Below are 13,873 nucleotides of genomic sequence, written 5' to 3'. Positions count from 1 at the left end.
ATCGGGCTGATATATTTGGAGGTTAATGAATAGTATCTCGTATATTATTAATGATTTTGGTAATGAAAACCTCATTCTTTGAGTAAGCTTTAATTTAGACTTAAGGAATATTTTTGGTATTGCACTTTGACTGAAATTCATAACCTCAGCATGATGGATGCTGAGTATGTACCATTAGCAGCCCAAGATTACAACCCAAACCTCGAACATCGGCTAAAGATTCCCACACAGTACACTACTAAATTGCTCTTGCAGCTTATTCAGACTTTATCTATTTTTGTTGAAACACCAAAACTGACGCTGAAACCTTTAGTGGTATGAGTCTTGAACACAACTAAGTTCTGCTTGTCTTTGATGTTACAACAGAAGTGATAATCAGTTACTTAGTATCTATGACAACTAACCTTCAAGAACAGGGATTATTGCTTCTGCGTCAAGCGCTTGATAACTCCACAGCCGATTTTCGCCCTGGACAATGGGAAGCTATTGAAGAGTTACTCAAAGTGCGATCGCGGTTACTCGTTGTCCAACGCACTGGTTGGGGAAAAAGTCTAGTTTATTTTTTAGCAACTCGTTTACTACGAGATCAAGGTGCTAGTTTTACTGTTTTGATTTCGCCAGTTCCTTATATCTGACTTGACAATACTGCCTCTTTACGAACATACATAAACACGAATAAGTCAGGATTAGGTAAAGCGTCTGTCGAGCCATCTAAACGACCTAACGCTCTATTTGCTTGTGATAAAAGTTCAAACATTTCATCGTCAATACATAATTTAGGTTTAGGCAGCAAAGGATTAGGTATAAAAGCTTTGTATCCAGCAAGTTGCTCTACGTATTTACTTGCTCTATGGGTATCAAGCATATTATCAATTCCATTCACAAGAGAAAATTTTTAATTCATATTATCGAATATCTTTTGTTATCAACAATAAAGTAATATTTTTTCTTTTACATGATATCATTAAAGGCTACGCATAATAGAGTAAACAGCAACCAACCGCATTCCTTTTAGCTGAATTTCTTAAATGATCAGTATACTTGCTATAGCTTAGCTAGGCTCGCTACGTACATTATTAGCCAACGTGCTCAGTAAAACGTGTTTGAATTTTAGGAAATAGCTCACACAGTTCTTTTTTCTGGACGGGTGCGTAAAAAGCCATCCATTTGTAATACTGGGAACACAACGTCTCTGGTGGACGTAGAAATAGTGGTTAAAGTCTAATCCACAGAGAGTGAATACGCAACTTGGGTTTCCATAGGAGTATGCAGTGCAGCCGGACTTAATAGGCTTGGAAATTAGTAAAGGGGAACTAAGACGTTTGACTGGGTTCGATCCAGAAGACGTTTTTCGTCCCTCGATTTTGCGAGATGGCAAAAAGCGATTAGGGTTTTTTATCAGTGAAATACTGGTGACGCTGGCGCTAACGCCAATAATTGTAGGCTTTGTTTACGCTTTTATTATTCTGCCAACAATTGGTTCTTCAATTCGATTAGGAATTCTTTTACTAATTTTAGTGCCAATGCCAATATTAGTGGGGCGATGGCTGTGGCGACAATTAACCTGTCCTGAAGGACTGACAATACTTTTAGATGAAGTTGATAAATATCATGACCTAATTGCTGCCATCGATATTAATGATCAATTGGCAGCATCAGGAAACATAGAAAGCAGTATCCATGACCGAGAGAAGGTAACTGCTGCCCTACAACTGATTAGAGAAGATTTAGTCCGCGCTCTGAAAACGGAACGAATTTTGCGGGATAATAAAAAATTGCTTGCTAGTAACCAAGAGTTGTTTGTGAATAATTTAGCCAATTTGCGAGCTTTACAAGTTAGTAGTCAAGCAGGCGAATATGCTCAGTTGCTAAATCAATCATTGCAAATTGCGATCGATGTGCAAGCAGAAATCAGAAAATTGCAGAAAGGCTAAAAAAATGTTTGTAAAAGCGGCTACACGAAACTTTACCTGCCTCCGCAGCTTAGAAAACCCTTGACTTTGATAGTCCACCTTAGTGGACTAAGCTTTGTGTATTAGTGACTTCTACACGCTCAACACTTTCCCAGAAAACAATCGCCCCGTTGACTTAAATGAGCAACAAACCTAAAATAATTGTCCTGGATGATGACCCTACAGGTTCTCAAACAGTCCACAGCTGCTTGCTGCTAATGCACTGGGATATAGAGACTTTACGCCGTGGGTTGCAGGATGATTCGCTGATTTTCTTTGTGCTGACTAATACTAGAGCGCTAACGCCAGAGTCAGCTGCATCTGTTACCAAAGAAGTTTGCCACAACCTCAAAATCGCTTTGAAGGCTGAAGGAATTGAGGATTTTCTGATTGTCAGCCGTTCTGATTCTACTTTGCGGGGGCATTATCCTATTGAAACTGATGCGATCGCCCAAGAACTCGGCCCCTTTGATGCTCATTTTCTCGTACCAGCATTTTTTGAGGGCGGACGCATTACCAGCAACAGCGTGCATTATTTAATTATTGCTGGTGTCCCCACCCCAGTCCATGAAACCGAATTTGCCCGTGATTCAGTCTTCAGCTACCATTACAGTTACTTACCCAAGTACGTTGAAGAAAAGACTCAAGGAGGAATTAGTGCTGAAGCAGTAGAAAGGTTTCTCCTCGCCGAGATTCGCGCTGGTAGTTTAGAACGCTTGCTAAAACTGAGTGGTAATCAGTGCGCTGTTGTCGATGGTGAAACTCAAGCTGATCTCAACCGCTTTGCAGTAGATGTATTAGCAGCCGCAACTCAAGGGAAACGCTTTTTATTTCGCAGTGCAGCAAGTATTTTGACGGCTTTAGCTGCTTTACCACCCCAACCAATTGCCGCCGAAAACATGGCACAGTATGTGCGCCAAGGCAAACCAGGTGTAGTGATTGTTGGTTCCCATGTGAAAAAGACTACCCAGCAATTAGAGGCGCTGTTGCAAGTAGAAGGAACAGTGGGAATTGAAGTGAATGTAGCGCGATTACTTGATGATGCAAATCAATCTGCGGCATTGCTAACTGAAATTCAAGAAAGTACACGGGCAGCACACAAAGCTGGCAAAACACCAGTGGTTTATACTAGCCGTCAGGAACTGAATTTTAAAGATGTCAAGACACGATTGGATTTTGGGAAAAAAGTTTCGAGTTTATTGATGGATATTGTGCGCGGTTTACCATCTGATATAGGATTCTTAATCAGCAAGGGTGGCATTACTTCAAACGATGTCTTGAGTACTGGACTAGCTTTAACTTCAGCCCGTTTACTCGGTCAAATTTTAGCTGGTTGTTCAATGGTGTTAACGCCATCCGATCATCCTCAGTTTCCTGATTTACCTGTGGTGCTGTTTCCAGGTAACGTTGGCGATGCTGATGCCTTGGTGACAGTTTATCAGAGGTTGACTGTACCAATTTAAGATTTGAGATTTTAGATTAAAGAGTCTTTTGGTTAATGTCGGACAAATATCCCGCTACGCCAACACCCCTTTTGAGTGACACAAATCCAAAATCTAAGTTGCGCTGTCAGCGCACCAAAGGTGCGACCCAAAATTTAAAATCTATTGTCTTTTGGCTAGTACTACATGACTTCTGATTCTGCGATTCCCAATCTAAAGTCAAATTCTGCACTTCCGAATGCAGAATCAAACTCTATCCTTTCTGAGATAGAGGTAAATTCTACTGTTTCTGATGTAGAGTCAGATTCTATCCTCCCAGATGCTGAATTAAAATCTGTCCTCCTTTACTTAAAATCAAATACTGTTCTTGGGGATGTAGAGTCAAATCCTGCTGACCCAGATGTAGAGTCAACAAATACTGATGCTGGATCGGATTTTATCCTGACTGACTTAAATCCCGATGAGTTAGCATTACCAGGGCATCGTGTAAATGATAATAGTCAAGTCCAGTTAAAAAGTAAGGAGGGACGACTTTTATTAATTTTGCCCTCGGAATCTCAAGTATCTGCCTCAGAACTCACTTGGTCTAATATTTGGCAACAAATAAGGCAACGTCTGAGTGCAGGCGAGCGCTTCCGTGTATCTAATACACCTGTGCATTTAATGGCACAAGATCGTTTGGTAGATGCCAGACAACTCCAAGAACTCGCCGAGGCTCTGAGTGAAGTCCAACTCCGGCTGATATCTGTCTCGACCAGTCGGCGGCAAACGGCGATCGCTGCTGTGACATCAGGGTATTCAGTAGAACAATTACAGCCCGTAACTTCCTTGAGTTCCGAGCCAACAGCTACAGCGATCCCCCAAGAAGATGCCCTTTATTTAGAAATGACAGTCCGCTCTGGAGTAGAAATTCGTCATCCTGGGACAGTAATTCTCTTGGGAGATTTAAATCCAGGTGGTATTGTAATTGCAGATGGAGATATTATTATCTGGGGTCGTCTGCGTGGAATTGCTCATGCTGGGGCTGGAGGCAATCGTGAGTGTCTGATTATGGCCTTGCAAATGGAACCAACCCAATTGCGGATCGCAGATGCTGTAGCTAGAGCACCAGAAAAACCGCCAATGCAGTTTTTTCCAGAGGTGGCACATATTACGCCCCAAGGAATTCGTATCGCTAGGACGACTGATTTTTCCAGAAACCAATTCACCAAGAGCAATCAAGAACCATAAATATTTACTTAAAGAATGAAGTATATAAGTAAGGATGAAATAAAACAAATATTCATGCCTCACCCTCATCAGGGAGAACAGATATTTCTTCATACTTGATACGATACTTCATACTTTATACTGCAATTTACTGTTTTATATTTCCTGAACCCTCACTGACCGCATTTCTATCATGACTCGCATTATTGTGATTACCTCCGGTAAAGGAGGAGTGGGTAAAACCACAGTTTCAGCAAATTTGGGTATGGCTTTAGCCAAAATGGGGCGTCAAGTTGCCTTGGTTGATGCGGATTTTGGTCTGAGAAATTTGGATTTGCTGTTAGGGTTGGAAAACCGCATCGTTTATACTGCGGTAGAAGTCTTAGCTAGAGAGTGCCGTTTAGAACAAGCTTTGGTGAAAGATAAGCGCCAACCCAATCTCGTACTCCTACCGGCAGCCCAAAATCGCTCCAAAGATGCAGTCACACCCGAACAGATGAAGTTATTGGTGAATGCACTAGCGCAAAAATATCAGTACGTGATAATTGATAGTCCTGCTGGGATTGAAAATGGGTTTAAAAATGCGATCGGCCCGGCCAAAGAAGCGCTAATTGTCAGCACACCAGAAATTTCCTCAGTTCGCGATGCCGATCGGGTAGTAGGGTTACTAGAAGCACAAGGTATCAAGCGTGTTCATTTAATAATTAACCGCATCAGACCCGCAATGGTGCAGGCAAATGATATGATGTCAGTGCAAGATGTTCAGGAACTTCTCGCCATTCCCCTCATCGGGGTAATCCCTGACGACGAGCGTGTTATTGTATCTACCAATCGCGGCGAACCCTTAGTGTTAGCGGAAAATCACTCTTTAGCTGCCACAGCCTTTGAGAACATTGCTCGTAGATTAGAAGGAGAAAGTGTCGAATTTCTGGAGATCGACTCGTCCCAAGACAGCATCTTCGCCCGCCTACGAAGGTTGTTGTGGACAAAGATTGTTTAACTTACCTTTCCAGTCTCCGCCCCAGACCTATTCGTAATGATTGAACTTCTAGAAAAACTTTTTTTTCGCGGTACTGATAGCAGTCGAACTCAAGTTAAACGTCGCCTGCAATTGGTAATTGCTCACGATCGCGCTGATATAGATCCTCAAACGTTGGAAAAAATGCGGAAAGAAATCCTAGATGTAGTCTGTCGCTATGTCGAAGTTGAGACAGAGGGCTTGGAGTTTTCTTTAGAAAGTAACCAACGAACCACGGCTTTAATTGCTAATTTGCCCATCCGCCGGGTGAAGGGTACAATACCTGAATGGGAAAGAGGTGATAAGCCTCTGTAGTTTTAATTTTCATGTAAGGATTACATCTAATTTTGGTTTAAGAGATTATTCAAACGCAATTGGATGAAGAATTACAACATGAGATTTTGACTGAGCTAGTTGTGATATAATATCTGCTTGATTACTTATTAAACCCGAAGAACCCCACAGCGCCAAAGCTACGTTTTGTTTCCCCTCTGCACAACCAAAGAGGTGATTGAGGGGAGGGGTGCAATGACTGTGGAAATCATAACTAATTACCCAAACTTGATATGAATTGGATTCAGTAGGGAAGTAACAAACTTGTAATAATCAGGTTTTGTTGCCGATATTTTAAGCAGCAATAGAGTGATCGTTGTTGTCATATCTGCGCTTTTACACCTATTCTTAGGCTATCTAAACTCAGCAACACCAAAAATATTTATCACATAAAAAAATCCCGTTGTCACCAGTGACGACAACGGGAGTATATAAGATATTTAATAAATTATCGGTAGGCAACTTGTGGACCTGCCCAAATTTCTGTCACCTTTTTACCAAAAGTAATCGGCTGATCTTGGTCTGTTGTGGGTACAGTCTTACCATCATTAGCAACTTGCATTAATGGCCAGTTTTCCTCACCTAATTCACCTGCACGGAACAACACATGATCCGGTTGCCTTTTACTCCAGCCTAACAATACGGCAACTTTTTCATGTTCTTCGTCACTAACAGGAGCTACTGTGTTAGCGTGATTTTTTTGCCGATCCCAGATCACTGCACTATCTGTAGAATCACCCGTGTTAAATATACCATCAAATTTGCGTGCTAAGAAGCGATCGCCTTTTTCTGACCAGCTAACTGGAACTAGTACCCCAATTTTACCGCTCATATCGGTTTCTTCTGAAGACTCCGCTTTTACAGCCTTTACCTTTAATAAAGGATCGCTAACTGGAGTCGTTGAAGCCATCACCCACAATTTCTTAGTTTGCATATCTTGGATAAACAGAACGCTGGTGACACGGCTGTTGTACATTTGAGGTTTGACCTCCAGTTGCACCCGACTATAAACAGCATATTTACCATCTGGAGAAATCACGGGTACGCTGCGATAGTGACGCACTCCAGAACCACCATTAGAAGCAATAGCTTCTTGAGTTGCTGTAATCCATTTCCAAGGAATCGGATGAGGACTACCGATGGGATCTATTTGTTCTGCTTGGGACTCATTCACTGGTTCCACAACAGGTATTTCCGTCGTTGTGATTGATTGAGATTCTCTAATAGTTGGTGCTACTTGAGTTGCTGTCAATGATTCAGTAAAAGATTTTTCTCTAGAGAGATAATTTTCTTGTCCTCTCAAAGACTTGACATTAGCAGCTTTAAGTTTGCGGATTAAATTAAGTTGACTAACAGGAACATCTGTTGATGGTGCGAGTTCAACTGCTGCCAAAGAATCGGGAACAGTTACATCGCTTAAATCTAAATCACTGCTTGATAGATAACTATCTACTTGAGCCGAAGGCTCAATTTTATCTACTGGTAATACTTGCGGTTCCTGAACAGCAGTACTTTGTGTTGGCACAGAGTCAAATTCTTCTGTTGTCGATTCGATTTGATCTGTTTTTAATGTTTCAGCTATCTCAGGTTCCCCAACTACAGCTATTTCCTTTGATCTAGAGTCAGATTCTCCAGCCCTCGAAGTTAGTTTATGTACTTCGGATCTTACTGGGATCGAGTGAGCCGATGCTCCTAATAAAGGTGCAAGTAGTGTCACAGCGACAACATAATTGAGAAATGGTTGTGTGCGGAACCATCCTGACAGCAAAAGGGGTTTAAGCATTTGTAGACTCTCTAGAGGGGGCAATTGCTATGTGAGAAGCAATACATCAGCAGCAATGGGGCAGGTGGTAGTTATATGTATAACAAGAAACTAAAACTAATGACGAAATAATATCTTCAAAGTTTGCACAGTTTTACAAAAATTAAGTATCATTGTCTACACCTTTTCTTACTGAGGTACTGAATATTTTTTGGCAAAAATATGTAAGTATAGTAAATATGCTGAGAACTCAGTAATTACTACACGATATATAATGTCGCTATATTCCACTACACCAAAAATAAGTCTTAGTTAAGAAATATTTCGGGTGTAGTTTGAGGAATCAGGCTGGCAAACAAGAGTGAGATAACTTAGTTATCGGGGATCGTACTAGCGATCGCTAGTACACATCAAATAAGCTAGGTTACACACTAAATATAACAGCGCAAACCCTCATGATGGTAAACGTGAGGCGTTAATTAAAAACCTGGGAACGCGGACGCATAATACATCATACTCAGAAGATATTGCTATCAGCAACCCAAAGTTATAAATTGCTATCTCATCTAAAAAAATAGCTAGAAGAGGCAATATTTTTTCAGAAATTTAACTACATTTCAAGCTAATTTCAGAAAGACGATCAAGAACACAACAAAAGTCACTCGGTAGATGCTCTAGCGACTCACAACGATAAACCACTAAGTGATTAGGTTCACTAGAGGCAGATGCGGCTGATACTTTGCTATTACACTTGTTAACTTAACAACTAAGTTAATCAAGCAGCCTTTGGTTTCATGAATACGAAAATATTGTACCACCAAACAGCGAATATTATTTACAGCGAACAACTGTGTTTTGCAACTGCCGTCGCGAATCCAGGAGCCTGCTAGATGCTGGCTTAGTGCATTCTGTTTCAACATGCAACTTAAATGTTGTCAGTTATCAGGGGCGCACTTACGATTAACTAATAGACCTCTTGCACAAATGCAAAATTTGCCCTCATCCCCTAACCCCTTCTCCCAAAATTGGGAGAAGGGGAGCCAAATTCAAAGTCCCTCTCCCAAGTTTACGAGAGGGATTTAGGGTGAAAGCTCATTGATTCATACAAGAAGTCTAATGACTCACGACTAACAACTAATTATTAATGAAAATTGTATTTTTTGGTACACCTCAATTTGCTGTACCCACCTTGGAAAAGTTATTGAATCATTCAGAATTTGAGGTACTGGCAGTTGTCACCCAACCAGATAAACGCCGAGAACGCGGAAATAAACTTACGCCTTCACCTGTAAAAGCGATCGCTACTGCTCACAATTTACCAGTATGGCAACCCGAACGGGTGAAAAAAGACACTGAAACTTTAACCAAACTCAAACAATTAGATGCAGATGTGTTTGTTGTTGTCGCTTATGGACAGATTTTATCAGCAAAAATCTTAAATATGCCAAAATTGGCTTGTATTAATGTGCATGGCTCGATTTTACCTAAATATCGCGGTGCTGCGCCGATTCAGTGGTGTTTGTATAACGGTGAGAAAGAAACGGGGATCACCACGATGTTAATGGATGTGGGGATGGATACTGGCGCAATGCTCCGAATAGCTACTACACCTATTGAATTACTGGATAATGCCCAAGATTTAGCCGACAGATTAGCGGGGATCGGTGGAGATTTGTTGGTGGAAACTCTGTTGAAGTTGGAATGTAAAGAAATTCAACCAATTCCCCAAGATAATTTAGCAGCGACTTATGCACCTCTGATTCAAAAACCAGATTATGCTTTGGATTGGTCAAAAAGCGCGATCCAATTACACAATCAAATTAGAGGCTTTTACCCTAACTGCACGGCTACCTTTCGTGACAATTTGTTGAAAATCACTGCTTCTGCTCCTTTGAGTTCTGTAAGCGATCGCGATCTCCCAGCAGAATTACAGGAATTGATTCATAAATTGCCTGATTTGTCAAATGTATCAGATCAACCGGGAGTTGTAGTCAGCATTGTCAAAGGCATTGGCGCGATTGTCCAAACTGGGGACGGTTTATTGCTGTTGCGAGAAGTTCAGTTAGCTGGTAAACGTCCCCAGTCGGGATGGGATTTTGTAAATGGTACGCGCTTAACTGTGGGAGAAGTTTTTGGTACGGGAAGCTGACGGCGATGGAGGAGATGAGGGAGAATAACTTTTAACTCCTCACTCTTAACTTGTAACTTCTAACTTTTCATAAAAGCGGCAAGATTCGCAAGGGCCATCTGGGTTGACTGCACAGCGAATGAGTTCTGAATGAGCATTGTAGCAGCAGGTGGCATCACCGATTACCCAACGTCCTGCTACCAAACTTTTCTCAGATGGTCGTTTAGCAGACTGTACATAAATGGCAATATTATGCAAGCGGTAGCGCCCAGCTTGAAGTTTGTATTTATGGCGGCGCTCTAAAACCGCGTAGGTTTTACCTTCAAAATCAAGATAGTTTCCGGGTTGGGGTGTCCAATCAAGTTGCACTCTACCAAGGGACTCACGCGGGTGCGTCAAAATCACCTCAGTTTGTAAAGAGTCTGGCTCCATAAGCTTATGTGATTTGATTTACATTATAAGGATGGTATCGCGATCGCTTTCTTTAGCTTACCGAATTTAAATTACAATTAATGATTGACTAAATTTGCAAGAAATATACATACAGTAGGGATACACTACTGTGCTACCCTACAAATTACGGCAACCAAAAGTCAGGCAGGATAGATTTACTCAATTTACGCCAAGTTTGGTTGAGCGATCGCGCCACTTGGATATGCACTTCATCCTCTTCTACAGCTAAAATCTCAGATGGCTGACCTTTTCCTAAATAAGACACTACCAAATTTGCCGCTTCCAAACCAGTAACATAAGCTTTTTCCTGTGACCAGGAACCATGACGGTTCACAATCCAATCCCCACTCATAAACACATTCTCAAAACTTGTCTTAGCTGGCAACATATAACGATAGCTACCAGGTGCAAAGTGAGTCACCGCTTGAGGTAGACGAATTACACTACTATCAATTATCTTTGCTTGACGAAATGCTGGCACACAAGTTGCTAAATAATTTTGAACTATTGCTAAAATCTCCTCATCACTCAAATTGAGAAATTGATTCGCGTGATAGAAATCAGCTTCAATCACTGTTCCCGGCTCATCCCGATATTCATCATGTAAAGCATTCAAATCAAAAAACGTCCAACCTGTAGTTGTGTCGAATCCAAAGCAAGCATTAGAAGGGCGAGGAATATTAATTTTACGGTCAAACCATAGCCGCGTTGCTAAAACATCAATTGCTCCTAAATTGCTCAAATTCCGGAATTCTTCACGACTTTGTAAACTCGGGCTAGTTGAAACAATTTTTTTCATCCCCGTAATTCCAACCGCAAAAATCACGGCATCTGCATCAAAAACTTCATCACCGCAGACCACAGCCTTGGCTTGATGATTACTATCAACAATTAAATCTGTAACCCGACGCTTGGGCAACACTCGCACACCAGCTTTTTCGAGACGTTCCACCCAAGGACGAAATATCTTTTCTCCGACAGTTCCCCGACACCAAACCACATCAAAATCAGGTTGATGAGCCAGAATAAAAAAGTAAAGCATCCCTAAAGTTGCGGCGGCTGAACACTGTTCGCCAGGGGCAAATAAGCCCACTAATAACATCGGTTCAAAAGCCTCGCGGTAAAGTCGGGAAGAAACGTTAAAGTCTTTGAATAATTCACGGGCAGTTACAAAATCATAGCGCCGCCAAGCTGCATCGGAATTATCAAAATCAACGACAGCATAAAGTAAAGGCAGAGCGCTAAGACGGTCAATTAGTGGCAGCCGCTTAAACTGAGTGTAGAGAAAAGTTCCCAGCGGCGAGGGGAGTCGCGGTAAATCTTGAAAAATTGGTGATTCAACTTCCAAACCTGCTGGCGAATATTGCGAAGAACGAGTCCAAGTAGTAAAAGGATTAATTTCTAATTCATTGATTAAAGAAAAAATATTTTTGTAAGGATACCAGAACCCATGAATGCCAGCTTCAACAGATTTTCCGGCAGCTGTTTGCCAACCTGCTACCAATCCACCAGGATAGGGGCCTGCTTCAAGAAGTGTCACATCATAACCTTGTTTTGCCAAATGGTAGGTTGCTCCTAAACCAGCCCAACCAGCACCTACAACTACCACCCGTTTTTGTTGTAACCCTGCTACCATCGCAGCCTCCGATTGTTGCAATCTATCAACTAATGTATACGAACTTGCCGTTTTTATTAGATAACGGCTTGCTATTACAACGGTTTTCGTACCCTGCGGGTTCGACCTTGGCGTTCTTGTTCAACGTAGTCGTTGCCGAAGGCTAGAGTAGCCGCTACGCCTCTATGGATACAATACGTGCTTTGATAGCATAGCTGTGCTAACCTACGAACCATATATAGACTTTGAGAAAAGCTAAGATGGATCAATTCATAAAAAATTGCTTGCGGTTAATGCTGAGTTAAGAGTATAACAGGAAACAAACTTAATTATTGATGAGGAATAATCATAATGTCTCAATTAGCAAACGTAAAATCCAGTCTGAATGACTTTGAACTACGAGATGGTATTTATTTTCCTAGCGACTATGAACAATTAACTAATACTCAACATAAAAAAAGATGGGATGCAATTGGTAAAACATATTATGGTTCTCAAAAAATTGAAAAAGTTGCACAGACATCGCCGATTAAACAAGATTACACTTTGCTAACTGGTACGCCTGGAGGTACTTGGAACAAATTTCCCTTGAATAAATCTGTTGGTTCTATTCTAGAAATTGGTTCTGGTTATGGTCGCGCACCTTTACATCTCTCGAAAGCAAAAAATCTCAAATGCGAGAAATATTACGGCATTGATATTTCTGAACCTTTATTGCGGCGGTTAATCAAAGTTAAACAAGAATACAATTTTTTCCCCGAAGCTGAATTTCACTTGATTTGTACTTCTGCTGAGACATTGCCTTTAGAAGATAATTCTATAGATTTGGTAATTTCTAACTGTGTTTTTATGCATATCCCAGATGTACAATTAAGAAATTTATTGGCTGATATATGTCGTGTGCTAAAACCTGGTGGAATTTTTGTTTTTAATCATTCTTTTCACAATAAGTCTTGTCCTTCTCATATTATCCATAATTTTATCAGAAGGCTGAACCCATTTGTGAGAAATCCAGTTTATCTCAAGCAATATTCAGCTACTGAAATACAAGAAATGTTAGCTACTGCTGGGATGAAAGCCAAGTGTCCACAATACATTGTTGAACCAACAGCAGAATATGCAATTTTACCGGAAACCATCAAAGGGATTCCAGTGCCTTTTGCTAATGCTATCAACAGAAGTCTTAAGCCATCAGATAATTTAAAAGAAACTTTGGCTTATGGTTTTAGTGCGTACAGTACTCAACTGGACTAATTAAGAAATTTTCTGGTTATCACAATAAACGGAATATAAATAATCACATGAGCACAACATTGTTGTGCTTTTATTTTTACAATAAATACCTTTTAATTCCAATAATTATCCATAGATGATTATGATATCGTGTCTGATTAATTAGTTATAATTCAATACGCTTAGGTTAAGGGTTATTAACGTAGTCTTTCAAGACGCGATACATGTCTCTACATCAGAGTTTCGGGCTTATCTGAACTGTATTGATTTTTAAATCAAAACCTTCTCGACGACAAATAATGTCATAGTAAACTACAGATTTAATAGATTGCCAAAAGGGCATCAATATTATGCCATTGATTAAATTTAAAATTATCAGTATTAATGCACTGATAAACATTTTCTTTTCATTTATCCAATTTCCAGATAACAATAAGGAAATTAGTTGTATTAAAATGTTTAATCCTCTACTATAAATCAACCATTCTAAAATTTGTATAGGTAAAGTAATTATAAATGATATGAATATAATGGCAGTAATCCGCCATGTTAAATCCTTGCTTAGTTGTCTGCTTCTCTTAATTGCGTCAATGAAGTTAGTATCATCTTCTATTGCTAAAGGTAAATCAGTAATGAGAGGATGTTTTAAAAGTGAGGGGCTATTGTAAGAAAACTCACAAGGCTTAAGCTGAAAGATTGAAGATATCAGCACCTTGTGAGCAAATGAC

General features: G+C 40.5%; 14 protein-coding genes and 1 pseudogene. 9 read left to right on the top strand and 6 right to left on the bottom strand.

All coding sequences use genetic code 11. The features are described 5' to 3' along the window. Positions 1–126 precede the first annotated feature (126 nt). Together V7K89_RS16385 and V7K89_RS16380 are read left to right on the top strand one after the other, a co-directional pair. Positions 127–321, top strand: a complete 195-nt coding sequence (locus tag V7K89_RS16385) for a hypothetical protein (RefSeq protein ID WP_335188856.1) — start codon at positions 127–129, stop codon at positions 319–321. A gap of 71 nt (positions 322–392) precedes the next feature. After that, positions 393–635, top strand: a complete 243-nt coding sequence (locus tag V7K89_RS16380) for a DEAD/DEAH box helicase (protein WP_335188854.1) — start codon at positions 393–395, stop codon at positions 633–635. Here V7K89_RS16380 and V7K89_RS16375 read toward each other — a convergent pair. Further along, complete coding sequence (locus tag V7K89_RS16375) at positions 626–883, bottom strand: Fic/DOC family N-terminal domain-containing protein (protein WP_335188852.1); 258 nt, start codon at positions 881–883, stop codon at positions 626–628. The two genes, V7K89_RS16380 and V7K89_RS16375, sit on opposite strands and share 10 nt — an antisense overlap. Before the next feature lie 388 nt (positions 884–1,271). Between V7K89_RS16375 and V7K89_RS16370 the strand changes: the two genes are divergently transcribed. The 5 genes from V7K89_RS16370 to minE all read left to right on the top strand — a co-directional run bounded on the left by V7K89_RS16370 (position 1,272) and on the right by minE (position 5,936). Then, the gene (locus tag V7K89_RS16370) at positions 1,272–1,934 is read left to right on the top strand and encodes a hypothetical protein (protein WP_335188850.1); all 663 of its coding nucleotides are present in this window, start codon (positions 1,272–1,274) and stop codon (positions 1,932–1,934) included. 158 nt (positions 1,935–2,092) lie between these two features. Next, positions 2,093–3,415: a four-carbon acid sugar kinase family protein gene (locus V7K89_RS16365; RefSeq protein WP_335188848.1), complete on the top strand. Its 1,323-nt coding sequence runs from the start codon at positions 2,093–2,095 to the stop codon at positions 3,413–3,415. Between the two features lie 165 nt (positions 3,416–3,580). Continuing rightward, positions 3,581–4,624, top strand: coding sequence for a septum site-determining protein MinC (gene minC, locus V7K89_RS16360; RefSeq protein WP_335188846.1), 1,044 nt, complete (start codon positions 3,581–3,583; stop codon positions 4,622–4,624). Between the two features lie 172 nt (positions 4,625–4,796). Continuing rightward, entirely contained in the window at positions 4,797–5,603 is an 807-nt protein-coding gene (minD, locus tag V7K89_RS16355) for a septum site-determining protein MinD (RefSeq protein WP_292871659.1), read from the top strand. A 36-nt stretch (positions 5,604–5,639) separates the two neighbouring features. Further along, positions 5,640–5,936 (top strand): cell division topological specificity factor MinE, encoded by a 297-nt coding sequence (gene minE / locus V7K89_RS16350; protein WP_335188844.1) that lies wholly within the window; start codon positions 5,640–5,642, stop codon positions 5,934–5,936. A 466-nt stretch (positions 5,937–6,402) separates the two neighbouring features. Here minE and V7K89_RS16345 read toward each other — a convergent pair whose 3' ends face one another. Continuing rightward, positions 6,403–7,737 (bottom strand): hypothetical protein, encoded by a 1,335-nt coding sequence (locus V7K89_RS16345; protein ID WP_335188842.1) that lies wholly within the window; start codon positions 7,735–7,737, stop codon positions 6,403–6,405. 1,123 nt (positions 7,738–8,860) lie between these two features. Between V7K89_RS16345 and fmt the strand changes: the two genes are divergently transcribed. Continuing rightward, positions 8,861–9,865 (top strand): methionyl-tRNA formyltransferase, encoded by a 1,005-nt coding sequence (fmt, locus tag V7K89_RS16340; protein WP_335188839.1) that lies wholly within the window; start codon positions 8,861–8,863, stop codon positions 9,863–9,865. A 45-nt stretch (positions 9,866–9,910) separates the two neighbouring features. On the opposite strand, the gene V7K89_RS16335 is transcribed toward fmt, so the two are convergent. The 3 genes from V7K89_RS16335 to V7K89_RS16325 all read right to left on the bottom strand — a co-directional run bounded on the left by V7K89_RS16335 (position 9,911) and on the right by V7K89_RS16325 (position 12,148). Then, complete coding sequence (locus tag V7K89_RS16335) at positions 9,911–10,276, bottom strand: DUF6464 family protein (RefSeq protein ID WP_335188837.1); 366 nt, start codon at positions 10,274–10,276, stop codon at positions 9,911–9,913. A gap of 145 nt (positions 10,277–10,421) precedes the next feature. Further along, positions 10,422–11,933 carry a hydroxysqualene dehydroxylase gene (locus V7K89_RS16330; RefSeq protein ID WP_335188835.1) on the bottom strand — a complete coding sequence of 504 codons (1,512 nt, stop codon included), beginning with the start codon at positions 11,931–11,933 and terminating at the stop codon, positions 10,422–10,424. A gap of 74 nt (positions 11,934–12,007) precedes the next feature. Next, entirely contained in the window at positions 12,008–12,148 is a 141-nt protein-coding gene (locus V7K89_RS16325; RefSeq protein WP_335188833.1) for a hypothetical protein, read from the bottom strand. A 115-nt stretch (positions 12,149–12,263) separates the two neighbouring features. Here V7K89_RS16325 and V7K89_RS16320 point away from each other — a divergent pair, with 115 nt between their 5' ends. Next, on the top strand, positions 12,264–13,166 hold the full coding sequence (locus V7K89_RS16320) for a class I SAM-dependent methyltransferase (protein WP_335188831.1): 903 nt from the start codon (positions 12,264–12,266) through the stop codon (positions 13,164–13,166). Between the two features lie 214 nt (positions 13,167–13,380). On the opposite strand, the pseudogene V7K89_RS16315 reads toward V7K89_RS16320, so the two are convergent. Then, a pseudogene (locus V7K89_RS16315) lies at positions 13,381–13,873 on the bottom strand (hypothetical protein); the annotation flags it as partial.

The sequence above is a fragment of the Nostoc sp. genome, from assembly GCF_036917515.1.
Lineage (GTDB): Bacteria > Cyanobacteriota > Cyanobacteriia > Cyanobacteriales > Nostocaceae > Nostoc.
This window is presented reverse-complemented; position numbering and strand designations above follow the sequence as displayed.